Annotated in this window: 13 protein-coding genes; 10 read left to right on the forward strand and 3 right to left on the reverse strand. The window is 67.7% G+C overall.

Annotated features, from left to right (window positions below):
- The first annotated feature begins 85 nt into the window (after positions 1 to 85).
- The 8 genes from HEP81_RS09840 to HEP81_RS09875 all read left to right on the forward strand — a co-directional run bounded on the left by HEP81_RS09840 (position 86) and on the right by HEP81_RS09875 (position 15,305).
- Complete coding sequence (locus HEP81_RS09840; protein WP_037655345.1) at positions 86 to 349, forward strand: hypothetical protein; 264 nt, start codon at positions 86 to 88, stop codon at positions 347 to 349.
- A 439-nt stretch (positions 350 to 788) separates the two neighbouring features.
- Positions 789 to 4,244, forward strand: a complete 3,456-nt coding sequence (locus HEP81_RS09845) for a helicase-related protein (protein WP_037655343.1) — start codon at positions 789 to 791, stop codon at positions 4,242 to 4,244.
- Positions 4,244 to 6,142 (forward strand): hypothetical protein, encoded by a 1,899-nt coding sequence (locus HEP81_RS09850; protein ID WP_037655341.1) that lies wholly within the window; start codon positions 4,244 to 4,246, stop codon positions 6,140 to 6,142. The genes HEP81_RS09845 and HEP81_RS09850 overlap by 1 nt, the downstream gene beginning before the upstream one ends.
- 99 nt (positions 6,143 to 6,241) lie before the next feature.
- Positions 6,242 to 7,786 carry a hypothetical protein gene (locus tag HEP81_RS09855; RefSeq protein ID WP_037655339.1) on the forward strand — a complete coding sequence of 515 codons (1,545 nt, stop codon included), beginning with the start codon at positions 6,242 to 6,244 and terminating at the stop codon, positions 7,784 to 7,786.
- Between the two features lie 187 nt (positions 7,787 to 7,973).
- Positions 7,974 to 9,449, forward strand: a complete 1,476-nt coding sequence (locus tag HEP81_RS09860) for an ATP-binding protein (RefSeq protein WP_037655336.1) — start codon at positions 7,974 to 7,976, stop codon at positions 9,447 to 9,449.
- A 162-nt stretch (positions 9,450 to 9,611) separates the two neighbouring features.
- Positions 9,612 to 12,296, forward strand: coding sequence for a Z1 domain-containing protein (locus HEP81_RS09865; protein WP_243279355.1), 2,685 nt, complete (start codon positions 9,612 to 9,614; stop codon positions 12,294 to 12,296).
- Complete coding sequence (locus tag HEP81_RS09870; RefSeq protein WP_037655332.1) at positions 12,293 to 13,303, forward strand: PD-(D/E)XK motif protein; 1,011 nt, start codon at positions 12,293 to 12,295, stop codon at positions 13,301 to 13,303. Before HEP81_RS09865 ends, HEP81_RS09870 begins: the two co-directional genes overlap by 4 nt.
- On the forward strand, positions 13,296 to 15,305 hold the full coding sequence (locus HEP81_RS09875; RefSeq protein ID WP_037655331.1) for an AIPR family protein: 2,010 nt from the start codon (positions 13,296 to 13,298) through the stop codon (positions 15,303 to 15,305). The genes HEP81_RS09870 and HEP81_RS09875 overlap by 8 nt, the downstream gene beginning before the upstream one ends.
- Positions 15,306 to 15,324: 19 nt before the next feature.
- Here the strand turns inward: HEP81_RS09875 and HEP81_RS09880 are convergent, their stop codons facing one another.
- Positions 15,325 to 15,513, reverse strand: coding sequence for an AbrB/MazE/SpoVT family DNA-binding domain-containing protein (locus tag HEP81_RS09880; protein WP_037655330.1), 189 nt, complete (start codon positions 15,511 to 15,513; stop codon positions 15,325 to 15,327).
- A 55-nt stretch (positions 15,514 to 15,568) separates the two neighbouring features.
- Between HEP81_RS09880 and HEP81_RS09885 the strand changes: the two genes are divergently transcribed.
- Positions 15,569 to 16,063 (forward strand): very short patch repair endonuclease, encoded by a 495-nt coding sequence (locus HEP81_RS09885; protein ID WP_078967350.1) that lies wholly within the window; start codon positions 15,569 to 15,571, stop codon positions 16,061 to 16,063.
- Here the strand turns inward: HEP81_RS09885 and HEP81_RS09890 are convergent.
- The gene (locus tag HEP81_RS09890; protein ID WP_243279359.1) at positions 15,978 to 17,975 is read right to left on the reverse strand and encodes a DNA (cytosine-5-)-methyltransferase; all 1,998 of its coding nucleotides are present in this window, start codon (positions 17,973 to 17,975) and stop codon (positions 15,978 to 15,980) included. The genes HEP81_RS09885 and HEP81_RS09890 overlap by 86 nt on opposite strands.
- A gap of 825 nt (positions 17,976 to 18,800) precedes the next feature.
- Between HEP81_RS09890 and HEP81_RS09895 the strand changes: the two genes are divergently transcribed.
- Complete coding sequence (locus HEP81_RS09895) at positions 18,801 to 19,055, forward strand: DUF5655 domain-containing protein (protein ID WP_243279360.1); 255 nt, start codon at positions 18,801 to 18,803, stop codon at positions 19,053 to 19,055.
- A 97-nt stretch (positions 19,056 to 19,152) separates the two neighbouring features.
- Here HEP81_RS09895 and HEP81_RS09900 read toward each other — a convergent pair whose 3' ends face one another.
- Positions 19,153 to 19,899 carry a DNA-methyltransferase gene (locus HEP81_RS09900; RefSeq protein WP_037655325.1) on the reverse strand — a complete coding sequence of 249 codons (747 nt, stop codon included), beginning with the start codon at positions 19,897 to 19,899 and terminating at the stop codon, positions 19,153 to 19,155.
- Positions 19,900 to 20,169 lie beyond the last annotated feature (270 nt).

The following is a 20,169-nucleotide window of genomic DNA, read 5'->3' on the forward strand; positions in this document are numbered from 1 at the left end:
AGATAGAACTGAGAGAACGCTACCCGAGCTGCCGCCGGGGACCGCAGCCTGACTCCGTCACGTCCGTCACCAGAGGAGAGCCGTCATGCCCCAACGCACCCCTTCCACCCGTCGCTCCATGTACGACCTGGCGGCCCTCGTGACCGTGCTGGCGACGGGCGTGGCCCTTGTGGCGCTCGGCGTCGCACCCGATTCGCTCGCTGCGGTGACCATCGCGCTGGCGGGCCTCTACTCCGCATGGCGCACAGGACTAAGTGGCCGAGGTACTGAACGGGAGCCCGAGCTGACTACACGCGACGACCAGGACCGGGAAGCCGAAGCGGTCAGGCAAGAGGGGGGCCAATCGTAGTCCGCCCCTGCGGCAGAGGTCGGCAGTCCCGTTCACGGTCGAAGAGGACGGGGGCACCGATCGCTCCGAGCAGGAGCTCATCGATGCATTCGATCGATTCAGGCAAGAAATCGAATCGTTCGAGACAGGCTTGGCCAATTTGGGTTAGCAGCTTGCGACTTCGCTCCACCTGAGCCCATGCTGCTCAGGTTCGGAGAAGCAGAAGATGTCCGGCCATGGCGTCGTGCCATGGCGGCTTCTGACTCGCGGACCTTGGAGTTCCCGTGGACACCCCTGTCCTGCGGGCCGGTTCGGCATGTTCACCATCCCCGGCACGCGCATCGGAGCCGATTCGGCTCCCCCGTCGCCAGTTCCCGAGCGACGGCACCTGCCTCGTCAGGTCCTCTTGCAGCCCCTCCCCCCTTCCGGCGGCACACGCCCAGCCTCTCGGGGAGACGCCGTGACCACTCCCCCGTTCGAGCCGAGTGTCACCCAGCAGACAGCCCTCGTCGAGCACCTCGTGAGCGCGGTGGTCAGCGACGCGACGGGAGAGGCCCAAGGCGACGTATGCCTGGGCGAACCTCCCAGTGCCCGCTATTTCATGGAAAGCCTCGGCCCCCACACCGTCGAGCCGGGCGGCGCCGCTCCGCGGTACGGACGGACCACTCCGGACAGCCTCGGGTTCGAGTTCGAAGCCGAGAACGCCAGCTCCGTCACGGTCAAGGCCAAAGCCTCGTTCTACTACTCGGCGCTGCCGACCCGAGTCCAGCAGCTGGAGTGGGCCGGCGAACGCGAGGAGCCTTACCGGCTGGCTCCGTTGTTCAAGCGGCTTGGTGTGACGGTCGGGCCGGTGGAGATCGTCCTGGGGCACGAGGCCGGTCTGCGGCAGACCCTGGAAGCCGAGTTCCGGCACGCCTTCGCGGAGGCCGTCGAGCTGGCTCTCCGCGACCCGCGGATCGACCGTCGCGTCGGGAGCGACCGCCGAGAGCGGCTGGTCCCTCCTGCCTCGATGAAGGACGACGAGGCCTTCGAACATTGGCTGGCCCGGGAGGTCGTCGGTGACCCCGTGGTGCCGTCCCCCGCCGCCCACGTCGTCGTCACGTCGAGGCCCGTTGCCTCCGGCCGGCTCCGCGTGACGGCGACACTGCAGAACCTCGCCAAGGACTCCGTCATCACCGTCCAAGGTCGGGGTAGCAACGCCGGCCGTACGCGCCGTGACGAGGCCAGGGACAACGCCCTGTTCCGCGCAGGCCTGGAAGTCGAGGGCGACCGTCTGCTGCCGATCACGATGGATCTCGGTGCCGACGCCTATCGCTACTCTGGGGAGCTCGGGGCGTACGCGAACAACTGCGGTATCGAGCCGCGGTGGCATGACGGGCGACTCGTGGCTGTGCGCAGTGTGCCTGTTCCACAGCACGACACCCACCGCGCCGTGGCCCGGACCGACGAACGATGGGGATACGCGGCGCTCGCGGCCGACCCGCTTCCGGTTCTCGACGACCTCGCCGACGAGATGGAGGCGTACCTGGACTCGCCGGCCTGGAGCACAGCGGACCTCCAGGACAGGCCCGGACTGGCCGACCGGAAGGAGGCCGACCGACGGGCCGCCGCGCTTGAGGTCTCGCGGTTCCGCGACGGCATCGCGTGGTTGCGACGGGACAGGCGCCTGCTGGTGGCCTTCCAACTGGCGAACGAGTCCATGACGGAGCTCAACCAGCGGCGGAAGCGTCCGAGTCGGGGATGGCGGCTGTTCCAGCTCGTGGCCATTGTCAGCCAGCTCGGCGCCCTGGCCTGGCGGGAGCACCCGCAGCACCTCTTCTCCCCCGGGCTCTGGGGTGACGACCAGGGCGTGGACCCGACCGAGGCGGCAACCGTCGTCTGGTACCCGACCGGCGGCGGCAAGACCGAGGCGTACCTCGGACTGGTGCTGGTGTGCATGTTCTACGACCGCGCCAGGGGCAAGGCGGTCGGGGTCTCGGCCTGGTGCCGCTTCCCCCTCAGGTTGCTCACCCTGCAGCAGACACAGCGGCAACTCGACGTTGTCGCTGCCGCGGACATCGTCCGCGACCGGAACGCCGACAGGCTGAAGGAGATCGGCGGTGACCCCGGGTGGCCGTTCTTCATCGGGTTCTACGCCGGCGGCGGCAACACGCCGAACTCCCTGACCGCCGACCGTACGCTCGACCGCCTTCGGTCGAGCGAGACGGAACGGCACGCGTTCCGGCTGGTGCACGACTGCCCCTACTGCGGTGAGCGGTCGGTGCACATCCCGCCGCCCGACCCCCATCGCCTCAGGTTGGAACACGTCTGCGGCAACAAAAGGTGCGGCAAGGTCCTCCCGATCGTCGTGGTGGACACGGAGATCTACCGCTACCTCCCCACCGTCGTGGTCGGCACTCTGGACAAGCTCGCGAACATCGGACTGTCGGACCGGTTCGGCGCGCTCTTCGGGGACGTCGACTGCTGGTGCACGCCCCACGGATTCGGTCGGGGCGGCAAGTGCCACGAGCGTCATGCCCCAGGCCATCCGAAGTCGCCTCCCAAGCCCTTGGGGGCTCCCCTCTACGACCCCTCCCCGTCGTTGGAGATCATCGACGAACTCCACATGGTCAACGAGGAACTCGGTGCGTTCTCGGGGCACTACGAGGGGCTCCTGGCGGAGGTCCAGCGCACGCTGACAGCCCGGCAGCGCCCCGACGGACGGGGCGTCCGGATGAAGGTGGTCGCGACCACCGCGACCATCCGCGGCGAGGACCGCCAGAGCGAACACCTCTTCGGCCTGCGGTCGGTGGTGGTTCCTCTCCCCGGCCCCAATCTCGACGAGAGCTTCTACTGGCGCCTCGACCGAGGTCTTCCCCTGCGTCGCTTCGTCGGGGTCATGCCGACGCGGGGTACGGCGGAGATGACGCTGGTCAGGATCCTGACCTCCGCACACCGGGCTCTGTGGAAGCTCGACCAGCGTCGGGATCTTCCCCCGGCTCTCGAAGCCTGGCCGGAGGACGAGCTCCGTGCAGTCGTCGACCTGTACCGCACGAGTCTCACGTATGCGACAACCCTCGTGGACTTCGGTCGTATCCGGCGCTCGCTGGACACCCAGGTCAACGAGGCCCTGCGCAGGGAGGGGTTCCCCGATCTCCGCGTAGCCGAGCTGAAAGGCGAGACGCGCCTGGACGAGGTCCGTGGTGTCCTGGACGACCTGGGCAGCACCGACGGCAGCACGGGCATGGTCGTCGCGACGAGCATGGTCAGCCACGGGGTCGACGTGGACCGGTTGAACCTCATGCTGTTCAACGGGATGCCCAGGTCCATGGCCGAGTACATCCAGGCTTCGTCACGGGTCGGCCGTGCGTACCACGGCCTCGTGTTCATGCTCTTCAACCCGGTGAGAGAGCGAGACCGGTCGCACTACCGGTACCACGGCAAGTTCCACGAGTACCTGGACCGCATGGTCGAGCCGGTGGCCATCAACCGCTGGAGCCGGTTCGCCGTGCGCAGGACCCTCCCCGGGATACTGATGGGCCACCTCCTCCAAATCGCCAACCGGGACTGGTGGCGAGCGGGCAACGCGCCAGGGCACCTGCACGACCTCTCGAAGATGCAGGCCGCGCTCCGTGACCCTTCGATCGGAGGGCTCGAGGGCGTCCAGCTCACCGAACTGCTGGAGGCACTTCACACGGTCTTCCAGTCGGATCGCCCGGAGGGCCAGGAGCTCCACAGTGATCTCGAGGACATGGTGGAGCATGCGCTGGCCAGCCTCCGCTCCGCCGGAGCCTCTGCCGGCCTCTCCGGTGGCAACAACCGCGGATACCGCGCCACAGGCGACTACCTGGGCCTCGAATACCGGCCCATGACGAGTCTTCGGGATGTATCCGAGGGCATCCCGTTCCACATCGTGTCCGACGGCAGGAGGTCGTGATGGCGTTCAACCCGAGGAACGACGACATGGCCCGCGACCGGGGCCAGGTCCTCTACCGGTACCGCCCCGGTCAGACCTTCGACCACCGCGGCGGCTACACCGCCCAGGTAGTGCAGTTCGGACGGGACGAGGAGTTCGACGGCCCCTTGCTCGACCGCGAGCACCTGGTTCAAGAGGCCATGCGGTTCGTACGCAGGTGGCGGGCCGCCGGCCGTGCGTTCGCCGCCGGCTCCGACCGGGCACCCGAGTTTCCCGGAGACGAGGACCGGCTCGCTGATCGCCACTACGAGGTCGTGGTCCCCGGCAAGGTCTTCTGCCGTATCTGGCCCCGGGTGGTGCGCTGCGCCAGCGGCAGGTGCGGACACGTCTGGTCGGCCAGTGACCCCCGGCCGGGAACGGATGACTGGCCGCCGGCCTGCCCCGCGTGCGGAAACGCCGTCGGCAACCGGCAGCTCCAGTTCGTGTTCGCACACAGGTGCGGCGAGGTGTCGCCCATGTACCCGCCGAGCAAGTGCCCTAGGGGACACACCCGGTTCAGGCTGGACGACCGTGCGAGTCGGTTCCGTGACTTCCGCTGGGAGTGCATGACATGCGGCTTCCCGCTGGGTGTGCAGTGGAGCTGCAGCAACTCGTCCTGCAGCTACCCGGACAAGTTCATGCAACCCCTGCTCCACACGGCGGGGACAGCGCATGTCGGCCAAGGCCTGACGCTCGTGAACGTGACCACGACCGAAGAGGCCACCCGCCAGGGCAACCCCCTGTACACGGCCGCCGTACTCGGCTGGTGGCTCGGTGAGATCACCGAGGAGGAGTTCCGGCGGCTCACAGACGGGCACACGGTGGACGTCCCCAACGAGGTCGTCGAGAGCATCCGTGTGATGGAGGAGGCCGGTCTGCACGACCAGGCACGTGCGCTGCGGGCGCGCTTCATGCCCGTAGAGGTGGACCATCTGAGGGAGCGTGTGGGAAAGGCTCTCGGACTCGACACCGACAGCGACGACGCCCGCGGGCTCGCAGCCGAGCTGCACACCTACCGTCGGGTTCTCAACCTGGAGCGCTTGGGCGTCCCTCGCCTCCAGCGGGAGGCACGCAACGCCGAGCGCCACGCCCTGTACGAGCGCTACCCCGAGGTCCTTGCGGCTGCCGGCCTCGGCCGGGACACCTGTCTGGTGAGCGATCTCCCGATCACCTACCTCGCGATCGGCTACAGCCGGACGGGTTTCAGCCCCGAGGAGGCTGATCTCGTGCCATACCGGGGGCGCGCCTCACGGGGCACGCCTGAGAAGACCCTGCTCTACGCGCACCCCACGCAGGCGGAGGCACTGCTTTTCCCTGTGGACAGGAAACGGGTGAGCCGGTGGCTGGTCCGCAACGAGCTCGTGAGTCGACGCGCCCTCGTTGACGCCGGCGGCGTCGCCCAGTGGCTGGTGCACCAGCTCGGTCCGAGCGATGGCAAGGCCCTCTCCCACGAGACCCGCCCGGCACCGGGGCATCCCGATCTGCCCGTCCACGAGCTGTTCGGTCTGCTCCACTCCCTGTCGCATCAGCTCCTGCGGGCGCTGGCAGTCGACAGTGGCTACAGCGAGACCAGCCTGTCCGAGTACCTCTTCCCATACGACCTGGCCTTCGCCATCTATCCCAACGGCGGAAGCGAGTTCAGCCTCGGTGCCATGCGGACCGTACTCGAGCAGAACCTCGACGCGGTCGTGAGCCGGGCCGTCGACAACGACTCCTGTCTGTACGACCCCAACTGCATGATCACGAACGAGGGTGCGGACCACGGTTGCCTCCAGCTCCCCGAGACGGCCTGTCAGTCCTGGAACAGGAACCTCTCCCGCTGGCACCTGTTCGGTTCCCCGGACGGCTCGAAAGTCGGGTACTGGGACCCCACCCTGTGAATGCCCGGTGGGGAGGGTCCGTCCTCTGCCCTCCCCACACCGGCCCCGCCAGACGTCGCAGGGCCCGTCGAACGCCGATCGTCCACAAGTGGAGCATGAGTGAAACCCGAACTGGACCTGCTGGAGACCATCGCCAGCGCTCGTGACCAGGTCCGCTCACTACGTGGCTGGAACTCCGGACCGGAGCGGATCTACGACCTTCTCCGGACGGCGACAAAACTCCGTGCGATGGAGATCAGCGCAGGAATGATGACGGACCTGCCGTGGGAGAGCGTCCTCGCCCAGCTCATCGTCTGGCACCACGACTATCCCGTCGGGACGGGCACGTGCTCGGAAAAGGAAGCAGCCGAGATCGTCCTTGCCGCAGCGACGGCCCAACGGCTGGACTTGGTGGAGACCGGCGTGCGGAGCGGGGCCTATCAGGTACGGATGACCAGGGGAAACTTCCGGATGCGCCACCGCTGGAACGCATCGGCCGAGGTAGCCGACATGTTCCTCGAACGCGGCGCACGTCCCACACGGCTACCGGAGCTGTCCGAGACGGAGCGCCGATGGATCTCCACTCGGCCTGTCGACTCCCGGACCAGCCCGCCACCAGAGGTCCTGCGCGCTGCCGTCCAGCGTGCCTCCACGGCGATCGAGGCATACCGGCAGTCGGTGCCCGAAGGGCAGGTGCCTGATTCCTTTCCCCTGGGTGAAGGGATGACCGCCGGCGACATGATCAGCATCCTGGCTGTGATCATGGGGATCGCCTCCCTGTGCGAGCAGACAGCGCACAGGCTCTCCCGGCTGGAGACGACGCTCTTCCACCTGACTGACACCCAGCTGATGGCCGTCCTCGCGGAGATGTGCCCGGACGTCTCGGAGGCGCACCAGGCTCTGGTGGTGGAAAGACTCACTTACCGGACCGGGCGCTCGTGCAGGACCTCCCCGCTGATCCGGCACGGCGATGTCCTCATCGTCTGCCCGCCCCTCGTCACTCCGAGGGCTGTGGACCCGATCATGCTTCGCTCGGCTGCCCATGCCTCCAGGGGATTCGGTCGCATAGGTAGGGAACAGGGCGAGCGCGCAGCAGCATGGGCTGCCTGGCTGCGCACGACGCCCGGCACCTTGGTCACGGAACGGGTCCCGGTGGTCAGGACCGACGGCAGGACTGCTGGTGATCTGGACGTGGTCGTCGTGGACCCGGGCAGGCGTCGCGGTCTGTGCCTCGAGATCAAGTGGCCGATCGAAGCACTTTCTCTGCATGAGGTCATGAAGGTCGAGAACTGGGTCACCTCCGCAGCCCAGCAGCTGGACCGTGTAAGGGGAGAGCTGCGGGCGGCCACGGCCACAGCCGAGCTGCCGGCCGGTTGGCCACCGTTCGACGCGATCGACTGGACCTGGTGTGTCGGCACGCCCCGACAACTCGGTCTTCGCCCTCTCCCGGCGCCGGACATGCACGCAACCTCTCTCCGCTACGTACAGGCCCTGGGAACCCCGCCCGACCTCGACGCCTTGGTGACAGCCCTGACGAGACCCGACCTCCCCACTGAGGGATTGCACTACAACGTGGTGAAGAGATCGTTTCCCGTGGGTCGGTGCCAAGTACACATGGATGCGCTCCAGGTGTCCGCAGTCGGTTGGCACCCACGGTTCCGGTAGGACGGCACCGCCGCCTGTCGCTTCAGAGGCCGAAGCCCCTTTCCGCAGCACACGGAGAGGCGTATGGAACGCTCACGCGTCCTCGCTTCGGCAGGGCACCCCACCCAACTACCCATCCAGGGCCCGAACGGCATACATGGACAATCGCAACCAGTATCAGAAACCGGAAACAGGCTGGAACTTCGGCGTGACGTACGACATAGCAGCTCCGGAGCCGGCGGGCATGGTCGCCTCGCTCAGTTCGCTCGGGTATTCCCTGCCTGCCGCCATCGCGGATCTCGTGGACAACAGCATCTCCGCGGGGGCGTCCACGGTCGACGTCGAGTTCGCCTGGGCCGGGCAGGACTCCTGGATCGCCGTTGCCGACGACGGTGCCGGGATGACCGCCGGCGAGCTCGTGACCGCCATGACCGTGGCCGCGCGAGGCCCTGCGACGCCCCGAAGCGCTACGGACCTGGGGCGCTTCGGCGTCGGCCTCAAGTCGGCCTCGTTCTCACAGGCCCGGCAGCTCACCGTCGCCACGGCCACCGCCGGCGAATGGCACGTGCGCACGTGGGACCTCGACGTCGTCGAGAGGTCGGGCGAGTGGCGGCTGCTACGCGGCGCGGACGAGACGACTACGGAGTTGCTCGACAGGATCCGGGGTAAGGCGGACCACGGCACCGTCGTGTTGTGGCGGCGCCTCAACGGCTACCACGCCGACGCGGTGACGGTGGAGGACGAGCGGACCCAGAAGCAGTTCTACGCGGAGGCCGCCCGCACGGAGTCCCACCTGGGCATGGTCTTCGGCAGGTTCCTCACCGGAAGCCGACGTCGCAATCTGGGTGTGTCGGGCAGCCCCGTCGAGCCCTGGGATCCGTTCCTGTCCCGCCACCCGTCCGTACAACCGCTTCCGGTCGAGCGCCTGCGGTTGGGGGCGGGTTCCGTACGGGTGGAGGCGTTCGTCCTCCCCAGTGCCCAGAGGCTCGCCCCGGACGAGTACGAGAAGGCCGGCGGCCCGCGTGGGTGGCTCGACCAGCAGGGGTTCTACGTGTACCGCCGGGACCGTCTGATCCTGGCCGGTGACTGGCTCGGACAGCGCGGATTGCGCCGCGAGGAGAAGTACAACCTGGCACGGATCGCCGTGGACATCCCCGCCGAGACGGATGTCGAATGGGGAGTCGACGTCCGGAAGTCCAGTGTCGTCCCGCCCGTCGCACTGCGTTCTCATCTACGGCGCATCGCCCTGCAGGCCAGGAGAAGGGCCGCCGACGTGCTTCGGCACCGCGGGCAGATCGCTGCGCGCACGCACGGGGATCCGCTCGTGTACGCGTGGAACGTCCGCCGTGTCGACGACCAGGTCACCTGCAGGATCAACCGGGGCCACCCTCTGGTGAAGGCAGCTCTGCGCTCTGGCGGTGCCGGCTCGGATGACGTGCGTGCCCTGATCCGTCTGCTTGAGGAGACGGTGCCGGTCACCGCCCTCCGCGTGATGCACGAGACGGACACCAGCGACGACCCCGAGCCCTTCGGGGGCCCCGGGCCCGCCGACGCCGAGGCAACGGAGGTCGCACAGCGCATCTACGAGGCATTGGTCTCAGACGGCCGCTCGCCTGCGGCCGCTCGCGAACGCCTCCGGACGATGCCCCCCTTCGACCAGATGCAGGGCTTCTGGAACGGGTGAACCCGTTGTCAGTGCCCGCCCCTAGCCTGCCCCATGCCGTTCCCGCCCAGCCGGAGGTCTGCTGTGAGTTCCACCCCCGAGGACTCTCTCGAGTCCCTTGCCAAGGCCCGTCGCCTGGTTCTCGCACTACTGTCTCAGGACCGTCAGCCGACGCCGGACGAGGTGCAGAACGCGGTCACCGTCATCTTCGGGATGCTGGCCGGCCAGGGCGAGGTTCTCGACCGTGACCAGCTGGCCAAGGAGATCGAGGTCCTGACGGCGGTCTTCCAGGAGGGCTCCTCCGGGCTGGAGAGCGACAGCGGGCACGAGCCCTGGCTGCCCGAAGCCAAGAACGACCGGGCCTGGGACTTCTGGGAACGCTACCGCCGTTACCTGGAGGACGTCCGGAACCTCCCGCCGCTCGTCGTGCGCCGGCTGGACCAGAGCACGGACGAGGTCCTGAGCCAGCTCGAGGACCCGCGCCGTGTCGGCTCGTGGCGCCGGACGGGCCTGGTGATCGGGCAGGTCCAGTCGGGCAAGACCGGCCAGTACATCGGGCTCGCCGCGAAGGCCGTGGACGCGGGGTACCAGTTCGTGGTGATCCTCGCCGGCATCCACAACGACCTCCGGAGCCAGACCCAGCTGCGTGTCGACGAGGGGCTCCTGGGGTTCGACACCCAGCACCAGCAACGGTCCAACCAGAACGGGAAGTCCCGCCTCATGGGTGCCGGCAGGATGCCGGGCGCCAAGAAGCTCGACATCGCGTCCCCCACCAACAGCTCGGAGAAGGGCGACTTCGGTCGGCAGGCGGCCAACGCCGTCAACTTCCCGCTCGGCCGTTTCCCAGTCGTTCTCGTCGTCAAGAAGCACTGGAAGATCCTCGAGTACCTGCGGACGTGGGTGACCGAGGTCCAGGGCACGGAGGACGAAAACGGGAACAAGGTCGTACGCGACATCCCGCTGTTCGTCATCGACGACGAGGCGGACAACGCCTCCATCAACACCGAGCGCGACCCCGACGCGGATCCGACCAGGACCAACGGTGCGATCCGTGAGCTCATGAAGAGCTTCGAGAAGTCGGCGTACGTCGGGTACACCGCCACCCCGTTCGCCAACATCTACATCGATCCCGACGTCGACCACGCCGAACTCGGCGCCGACCTCTTTCCCGACAGCTTCATCCGCACCCTGCCCTCGCCGACCAACTACCTCGGTCCGGAGCGCGTGTTCGGTCTCCAGGTCGACAACGACGACGAGGAGGACGTGCCCCCGCTTCCGCTCGTACGCCCCGTGAACGACGCCGAGAGCTGGATCCCGAGCAAGCACAAGTCCTCCTTCCTCCCCTCCGACGACCTTCCGCAGTCCCTCCGGGAGGCGATCGCCTCGTTCGTCCTCGCCAGCGCTGCACGGCGGGTGCGCGGACAGACGAAGGTGCACAACTCCATGCTGGTGCACGTCACCCGCTTCACGGCGGTCCAAGGGATCGTCCGCGACCAGGTGGACGACTACCTGCGGCTCCTCGTGGACTCGCTCCGCGACCGGTACGGACAGGCACCGCAGCGCATGGCCGAGTTCCGGGCCCTGTGGGAGCGGGACTTCGTCCCCACCACGGACCACTTCCCCGCGGACGAGGCCCGACGCGTCACCTGGGAGGACGTGTCGAGCCAGCTCATGCCCGCGCTACGGAAGATCGTGGTCAAGACGGTCAACGGCGCTTCCCGCGACGCACTCGACTACTACGAGAACCGCAGGACCGGTCTCTCGGTCATCGCGATCGGGGGCCAGAAGCTCTCCCGGGGCCTCACCCTGGAGGGGCTGACAGTCAGCTACTACCTGCGCACGTCCAGCACGTACGACACCCTGCTCCAGATGGGACGCTGGTTCGGATACCGGCCGGGGCACGAGGACCTCTGCCGCCTGTACACCACTCCCGATCTGCAGGCGAAGTACATCGAGGTGACTGCTGCGACCGACGAACTGCGTCGTGAGGTCGAGGAGATGGCGGCGTTGAACCTCAGTCCGAGGTACTTCGGCCTGAAGGTCCGCGCCTCCTCTCTGGGCCTCGCCGTCACGGCTGCCAACAAGATGCGCCAGGGTACGAAGGTCATGCTCAGCTACTCCGGGGAGGGGCCGGAGACGGTGATCTTCAACGTCTCCGACGAGGTCCCGGAACACAACCTCAAGGTACTCGGGGACTTCGTCCGGAGACTCGACGGCCTGGCCACCGGCGACCAGACGACTGCGGGGGCCAACGTGACGTGGAAGCAGGTGCCCTCCGACGCCATCGTGGACTTCCTCACGCGTTACGAGACCGACCGCATGGCCCAGAGGGTTCGCCCCCGTTTCATCGCGAAGTACATCGAACAGTGCATGGCCGTAGGTGAGCTCCCGCAGTGGACGGTTGTCCTGGTCGGCAAGCAGGCAGCCAAGGACCCGCAGGACATCTCCGGCTACAGCCTGGGGCCCGTGGAGCGCACGGCGCTCAACGACGTCGACAACGACGGTCGGTACACGATCCGCCGACTGCTCAGCCCTCCCGACGAGTACCGCTTCGACCTCGATCGCGACCAGGTGGACGCCGCCCTGGAAGCGACACAGAAGGCCGCAGCCATCAAGAAGCGGGAGAAGGTACCGCAGTCGCCTTCGGGAGACCACGTCCGCTGGCAGCGCCGAGCCGACCAGGCACTGCTGCTCGTCTACCTGGTCGAGCGGCCGGCGACCGAGGACGGTCCGGCCCGGCCGCCCCTGGTCGGCTTCAAGGTGAGCTTCCCGCGCTCCGAGCACCAGTCCGACACCGAGTACGTGGTCAACGCCATCTGGCAGAAGGAGGGCCTTGACGCCCTCGACGACGAGGAGGACGGGGAGTGACCGTCACCGAAGCCGAGTGGCGCGACCTGGAGGCACCCCAGGGGGCCCCGGGCAGGTCCCGTATCCGCCTGCACCCAGACGCCCCGTTGGACGTCTTCCTCTCCGTCTCCCACCCGGCACAGCAGCGCATGCTCGTGCTCAGGGCCGACGCTCGCTCCGCCGACCACATAGTGCGCTCCGTGCGCCAGCTGCCTCGCGCTGCCGGGCTGGAGATGAACGTGATCGCCGTGTCGCGTCTCGAGTACGAGCTCCAAGTGGTCCTCACCGCCGACGAGCTGCGAGAGGTGTTCAACCCGCTCGTCACGGACGTGGCTGACACGGTCCGAGAGGCCCCTGGGGCCGCAGCAGCCCTGACAGCAGCGGTGGAGAGGTTCGAGCGGTGGCAGGACCTCCTTCGCGCCGTCGGCAGAGACGGTCTCGGCCCTGAGGCCCGTCGTGGACTCGTCGGCGAGCTCTTGGTGCTGCGCGACCACGTCCTGCCCGTCGTCGGGCCGGCCGAGGCCGTCGACGCGTGGACGGGGCCGAGCGGAGCCAACCAGGACTTCCAGCTGCCCGGAGTCGCCGTCGAGGCGAAGGCCAGTACCGCCAAACGACCCCGCAGCATCCGGATCGCCAGCGAGCGCCAGCTGGACGACACCGGGACGCCTGCGCTCCTGTTGGCGTTGGCGATGCTCGACGAACGGCGGGGTGGATCAGGAGAGAGTCTGAACGGCTTGGTGGACCGCATACGCGAGCAGCTCACGAGCCCTGTCGTCCGAGCCGCCTTCGACGGTCGTCTTGTGCAGGCCGGCTATCTCCCCGGCCACCGAGACGTGTACGAGGAGCCTCGCTACACCGTTCGCGACCTGCGCTTCTGGCACGTGGGGGAGAACTTCCCGAGACTCGTCGAGGCAGATCTTCCCGAAGGTGTCGGTGAGTGCTCGTACCACGTGAACACCTCGGGACTTGACCACCACCGCGCCACGACCGACGAGGTGACCGCACTGATCGGGGGACCCCATGCCTGAGTTCGACCTGTCCCAGTACGCCCACGACGTCGTCACAGACGTCCAGGCCACCGCCGACGCCGAGGGGACCACCACCCCGGAGACGTTCACGCGGCGCGTGTTCGAGGACCTGGAACGGGCCGGCATCGTGTCCAACACGTTCACCGCCTACCACTCGGCCCACGGTCATCTCGTGCACGGGTACGGCATCGGGGACTCCGGGGAGTGCCTCGACCTCTTCGTGACCGACTTCGACCTGGACCCGCTGGAGTCCAAGCTCACGAAGGGGCAGGCAGAGACCGCGTTCAGGCGCCTGTTGACGTTCGTCCGCCGGTGTCGGGACGGGCTGCGTCAGCACATCGACGAGTCCTTCGACGTGTACGACATGTGCGCGGCAGTGGAGAAGGCGCTCACCGAGGTACGGAGGATCCGGCTCTTCCTGCTCAGCAACCGCGTCGGCACGAGTACCACCTTCCCGCCCACCGAGTTCGACGGCCTCCCCGTGACCCACGAGGTGTGGGACCTGGCACGGCTGCACCGCCACGAGACGTCCGGCAGCATCAGCGAGCCCATCGTGGTCTCGTTCGATCCTCCGCTGCCCTGCGTCTCGGCACCCAGCAGCGAGCCGGACCACTCGGTGACCATGGCCGTGATCCCCGGTCAGAGACTGGCCGAACTGTACGGGGAGTACGGGACCAGACTTCTCGAGTTGAACGTCCGGTCCTTCCTGCAGGCCCGTGGATCGGTCAACCGGGGTATCAGGGAGACCCTGCTGCACTCACCGGGCAGGTTCCTGGCGTACAACAACGGCATCACGGCGACCGCGTCCCAGGTCGACTTCGTGCACGGCCCGGACGGCACCCCCACGGGCATCTCCCGGGTGCACGGGCTCCAGGTGGTGAACGGCGGTCAGACCACGGCCTCGTTGCACTACGCCTCGAGCCGGGACAAGGCCGACCTGTCTCACGTGACCGTCCAGATGAAGCTCACGGAGGTCTCTCCCGAGCGGCTCTCGGAGATCGTCCCGATGATCTCCGAGTACTCCAACACCCAGAACCGCGTGACGCTCGTCGACTTCAGCTCGAACCACGCGTACCACGTGGCCGTCCAGCGGATCACCCGATCGCTGTGGGCGCCGGCGACGGACGGCAGCGGCCAGGAGACCCACTGGTTCTACGAGAGGGCACGCGGCCAGTACACCGACGAGGTGGCCAAGGCCCGGACGCCGGCGAAGCAGCGCACCTTCAAGAAGCTCAACCCGAGCAATCGGAAGTTCACCAAGGCGGACCTCGCGAAGTACGTCAACTCCTGGAGTCTCCTCCCGTTCAGTGTCAGCCGCGGCGCGCAGAAGAACTTCGTCGCGTTCATGGACCGCATCAGCGAGGCGCCCCCGCGGGTCGACGTCCAGTACTGCCAGCGCGTGATAGCAATGGCGGTACTCTTCAAGGCTGTCGACCGCATCGCCGCGAACCACGAGGCGGGCAGCTACAAGAGCACGATCACGACCTACACCATGGCCCGTCTGGCGCTCGCCACGGAACAGCGCATCGATCTTGACAGGATCTGGCGTGAACAGAGGGTCTCGCCAGCCCTCGAAGCCGCGATCGACGACCTGTGCCCCCGGGTCATGCGGGTTGTCACCAGGCCGCGTGAGGGCAACCACGTGGGTGAGTGGGCCAAGAAGCCCGCCTGCTGGGACGCCGTCTCCCGCGTGTCCTGGTCCGTGCCTCGCGATCTGGAGGCCGAGCTCCGTGATCATCCGCTGGACGACGAGGCCCTCGCTGGCGGTGCGGAAGGCGATCGGGGGGCGAGCGACGAGGTGACGTCGGTCCCGGCGGACGAGTGGTACGCCATCGAGCGATGGGCGAAGGAGACGCACAACCTGGATCCCTCGCAGCGCCAGCTCACGCAGTACGTCGGCCGACGACTCGAACTCGAACAGGAGGTTCCCGAGCCACAGGCGGTACAGGCACTGCACGCGCGCAACGAGGCGCTTTCGCTCGGGTTCGTCCCGGGTCCGTAGGTCCGACTCGTCTGGGCCCTCAGAGCTCCCCGCGCTCGAGCAGGTCCCTCATGGCGTCCTCGGCGCGGCGGAGCACGATCCGCCCGTCTCCGTCACTGAAGGCCAGGAGGTCCGCCCCGGGTGCGATGCCCGCCTCTGCGAGCAGGCCGATGGGGAGCTCGACCCGGCCGTGGTCGTCGACACGGAGTTCTGCAGGTTCACGAAGCATGGGAGGAGTGTGGCACCCTCACACTCGTAGGCCGACGACGGGCTGAGGCTGAGGTATGGCAGCACGTGAGGACACCACGAGCGCGGAGTGGGTCAGCACCGAGCTGAGCGGCCATCTGCGCGGTCGGCGCGCCCGCGACACGAAACCGGAGGTGGTCCTCCGGCGTGCCGTACACCGGCTCGGCCTCCGGTTCCGTCTCCAGCGCAAGGTGGCTGCCCGTTGCACGGCGGACTTCGTCCTGCCCAGGTACAACGTGGCGGTGTTCGTCGACGGGTGCTTCTGGCACGGTTGTCCTGTGCACGGCCCGAAGACGTTCCGCGGCCCAAACGCCTCTCTGTGGGAAGCGAAGATCGAGACCAACAAGGAGCGCGACCGCCGGAACACCGCCGCAGCCGAGGCCGCCGGCTGGACCGTCGTCCGTGTCTGGGAGTGCGAGATCCGGGCGGACCTCGAGCGCGCTGCGCTCAGCGTCGCCCGGCAGTGCGACCAGGCTCGCGAGCCTGGGTCGGCACTGTCTCCCGTCCGTGGGTCCCGGTCAACGCGTCCGTGAACAGGTCGCCCGAGATGCTCTCCCTGGCGACGCAGTACCTGCTCAGGGGGCACGCCTCGCAGAGCGGCTCCTTGGCCCGGCAGAAGCTGCTTCCGATGAGCCGAAGCGCCGCCATACGCAGAGGCGCGTCCTCGCCGGCTCCGACGAGCTTCACCAAGTCCACTCGACCGTCGCTGAGCCTGTTCGTACGATCCGAATCGCTGCCGTGCAGACGGGCGGCGACGCGCAGCGCCCCCTGCCCGACCCACAGGAGATCCTCGCCGACCAGCAGCCGGTAGACCGTCGCCTCAGCCGGCTTCAGCTGCAGCTGCTCGCGGACCTTCTCCTCGTCGCCCCAGACGCTCGACTTACCGATCACCGCGGATAGCCGGGCGACCCGCGCCTTCGCTGCCTCGGAGGGTGCCGCCGCAGTGAGTGCCTCGAACGCGGCCTTACTCAGAGACGTCCGCCCCCGCACGACCTCGACCATCTCCGCCAGCTGCACGGGCTGCATCCGGGTCCCGGACAGTATGGCCACGACGGCGGCCTGCAACCCGGACATCTGGTCGCCCGGAAGGTGGTACCAGTCCTCTGACTCACGCCGTCCTTCGGCCCAAGCGGTCAGATCCCTTCGCACCGTACGCCAGTGCGGCTGGAGTCCGCCCTCGCTCGGCTGCTCGTCGCCCACGGGCAGCAGGGCCTCCGCCGCAGCCTCACCAAGGAGGGGCGGCACCGCGTTACCGATCTGACGGAAGGCGTCACTGCGCGTTCCGGCGAAGCGGAACTTGTCCGGGAAGGTCTGCACCCGCGCGGCCTCGCGCACGGTGAGGGTACGCGGCTGGTCCTGGTCGGGATGGATGTACCAGTAACCGTCCTTGGCGATGTGGGCGGTGATCGACCTGCTGAGGTCCGCCCAGTCAAGCTTCTTGTACTTGTCCGTGAAGTGGTCGGCCTTGTAGCGCTGCAGTTCCGGGGAGATCTGCGAGTACAGGGTCTTGGAGTCCATGCTGGAGAAGATCTCCGCGTCGTCCTTCCGGACCCGTCGGGTCATGTGGTCCCATACCCGATCCTTGCGCGCCCACTTACGCATGTCCTGAGCGAACTTGGAGAGCTCGGACGGCTCCTCGTACGGGAGTTCGCGCTGCCCGACACGCTCGGTGGGCACGACTGACAGCACCGGCAGGTCACCGATGGCGTCACGCAGCGTGGTCCGCTGGTCGTGCTCCAACTCCTGCCGCCACGAGAAGCGCTCCACGTCGTTCCTCGCCAGCAGGATCAGTCGCTTCCTGTGCTGCGGAACGCCGTACTTCCACGCATCGACGAGACGGACCTGCGTCGCGTAGCCGAGGTCCTCCAGCTGCTCCTCGATGGTGCGTACCACGAAGAAGTCGTCGCCGAGACCCATGTCCGGCACGTTCTCCATGAGGACCGCACGCGGCCGGAGGCGCTTCACGACGTCGAGGTAGGCGCTCCACAGTTCCTTGCGGCGATCATGGGGATCGCGGCCGTGATGCTCCACGAGGCTGCGGATCTTGCTCCGGCCAGCTCTGCTGAACGGCTGGCACGGCGGACCGCCGGCCACCAGATCGATCTTGGCCGGCGCCAGCATCTCGACGAGCCTGTCCCGCTCGTCAGGATTGCCCAGGTCCATGTGGAGGCTCATGCCAGGGAAGTTCGCGGCGTGCGTCTGGAGCGCCCGCTCGTCGAAGTCGACCGCGGCTGCGACCGTCCACCCGGCTCGCTCCAGTCCGAGGCTCAGTCCACCCGCTCCGGAGAAGAGGTCGACGGCCAGACGCTTGCCGACACCGAAGCCACCGAGCCACTTGCCGAAGTTCTCGGGCTTGCAGCTGTTCCTGTGACGCCTGAGCTCCAGGTAGTCGCTCCGCTCCAGAGGCACCTCATAGTGCTGCCTGCGCACTGCGCCAACCTCCATCGGACGATAAGAACGAGCACCAGGAGATCACACAACCTCTGGCAAGATCAAGAATCCGGCGGCTACCTCGGAGAACAAGATCAATCGGACGCCCCAGGCGCCCCGAGAATATTACGCGGCACCCACCCCTGTGACCGATAGCAGCCCCCAGTAACTCCAGAGAGGGTAAATCATACGGACAAACACTGACAAGATCACTAGGCGTCCTGCTATCCATGCCACCCCGCAGACGGGCATTGCTCGCGGCAGCACAGGCACCGAGGCTCATGCCATTGCCATGTCCGCAGCGTCGGGCTCCGCCCCGAGGTGATGCCCGGATCCTGCGGATGGCCGATCCCATGGTCAAGCTGGAAGGCCCCCGGGGCGTTCACCAGCCTCCCTGGCCAGGCGCTCCCGAGGCGGGAGAACATCGCTTCCCGGCTGGCTGGAGATTGTTTCCCGGCACTGCACCAATGCCACTCGCAATGGGTTGGTGTTCGAGCGGCTGCGCACGGCAGAGCGGTCAGTGAACCCGGATCGGCAGACTGCCCTTCGGGAACGCTGCACGCACCACGGCCGCGGTCTGCTCCGGTACCGCGGGCAGGCCCTTGGGCTGCAGAGACATCGATTCCACCCCCGCGGCCACTCGACGCGCTACCAGCCGCGGAAGCGATCATGTCGCCAACACAGCGTCCCTCGCAGAGAATTGAGCAACGGCGTCGGTGCCGCCAGCAAAGACGGGAAGACCTCCGCTCAGGCGACCGCTGCCGTGGGTTCGGTTCCTGGCTGCCTGCAGGACCTGTACGCCGAGCTGGACGAGGCCCTCACCGCCGGGGGGAGGTCGAGGTGGCTCAGCTTCAGCACTACATCGCCTACCGCCGGATGGTGAACGTCGCCTCCGTCATCTTCCGCCCGAAGCACGAGGCGATCCTGGTCTACCTCAAGATCGACCCGGACACGGTCGAGCTGGAGGAGGGCTTCTCGCGCGACATGCGCGGTATCGGCCACCTCGGGACCGGCGACCTGGAGGTGCGCGTCGCCTCGGCAGCCGACCTAGAGAAGGCGGGACCGCTGATCCGGCGAGCGTTCGAGGCGGCCTGAAGCAACAGGAAGGGCGGTTGGTGCCATCGGTTTCTCGATGCACCAGCCGCCCTTTTACGTCTGCGGTCCGTCGTCCCCGGCCCGGTCGCTCTCATACTCATGCCTCCGGTCCTGCCAGGACGAAGTCGTCCTGGGTCAGCTCCGCTCGGAGCCTTCGCTCAGCGACATCGGCGTAGTGCGAGGACAGCTCGACCCCCAGGAACTGCCGGCCCTCACGCAAGGCGGCGACGCCTGTGGAACCGCTGCCGGTAAAGGGATCGAGGACGGTGCCGCCTTCGGGGCAGATCTGCACGAGCTGCTGCATGATCTCGACGGGCTTCTGGGTGATGTGGACACGGTCCTTGCGGGGCTGGGAGGCGATGAAGTGGCCGGGCAGGTAGAGGTCCCGGTCCTTTTCGAGGCTGCCCTTGACGCCCCAGACGATGAACTCGGCGGACTGCTTGAACCCGCCCTTGCGGGGCCGGCTGGCGGGCTTGATCCAGGGGATCGTGCCGCTCCATGTCCAGCCCGCCATCTGCAGGGCGTCGGACGTGGTCGGCTCCTGGCGCCAGTCGGAGAAGACCATGGCGACGGAGTGCTCGGTAGCGGCCCGGTACGCCTCGGTGAGCAGTTCGGTCAGCCAGCTTCGATAGCTCCGCTGGTCGCGGTTCTCGCCGGGGAAGTTCTGCAGGTCGTGTGCCGATCCGGCCGTGACGTACTTGGCGCGGGCGGTGCGGGCGGTGCGGTCCGAGCTGGTGCGTCCGCCGGAGTTGTACGGGGGGTCGGTGATGACGGCGTTGACGCTCTCGTCCGGGAGGGTCTTCAGCACGGTTAGGGCGTCGCCTCGGTGCAGCGTGTAGCTCATGCGCGGGGCCTCTTTCAGGGCACGACGGGACTGGGTCAGCTCCGGACGGCGGTCAACAGCGGCCGTTCGGAGTGGGGTTGAGCCGGAGGTTAGCCGCGATTTCCGGCCGCGCCTAACGAGCCTGTGCATTCCCTCGGGCCCGGGTTCGGGGGGCGTTTGGTGCGGCCGGAATCCCGGTCTACTGTCTCGCCAAGTCACCGCGGCGGAGCCCAGCTCCACCATCGCTGACCTGCGCTGATCCGTGTTGCAGTGTCCAAGGACATGGACCGG

The organism is Streptomyces griseofuscus (assembly GCF_014673495.1).
GTDB classification, from domain to species: Bacteria; Actinomycetota; Actinomycetes; order Streptomycetales; family Streptomycetaceae; genus Streptomyces; species Streptomyces murinus.

Excerpts from the sequence above, each read along its gene's own strand:
- HEP81_RS09840 (WP_037655345.1), top strand. The coding sequence starts at position 86 with ATGCCCCAACGCACCCCTTCCACCCGTCGCTCCATGTACGACCTGGCG.
- HEP81_RS09850 (WP_037655341.1), top strand. The coding sequence starts at position 4,244 with ATGGCGTTCAACCCGAGGAACGACGACATGGCCCGCGACCGGGGCCAG.
- HEP81_RS09875 (WP_037655331.1), top strand. The coding sequence starts at position 13,296 with ATGCCTGAGTTCGACCTGTCCCAGTACGCCCACGACGTCGTCACAGAC.
- HEP81_RS09880 (WP_037655330.1), bottom strand. The coding sequence starts at position 15,513 with ATGCTTCGTGAACCTGCAGAACTCCGTGTCGACGACCACGGCCGGGTC.
- HEP81_RS09885 (WP_078967350.1), top strand. The coding sequence starts at position 15,569 with ATGGCAGCACGTGAGGACACCACGAGCGCGGAGTGGGTCAGCACCGAG.
- HEP81_RS09890 (WP_243279359.1), bottom strand. The coding sequence starts at position 17,975 with ATGGAGGTTGGCGCAGTGCGCAGGCAGCACTATGAGGTGCCTCTGGAG.
- HEP81_RS09900 (WP_037655325.1), bottom strand. The coding sequence starts at position 19,899 with ATGAGCTACACGCTGCACCGAGGCGACGCCCTAACCGTGCTGAAGACC.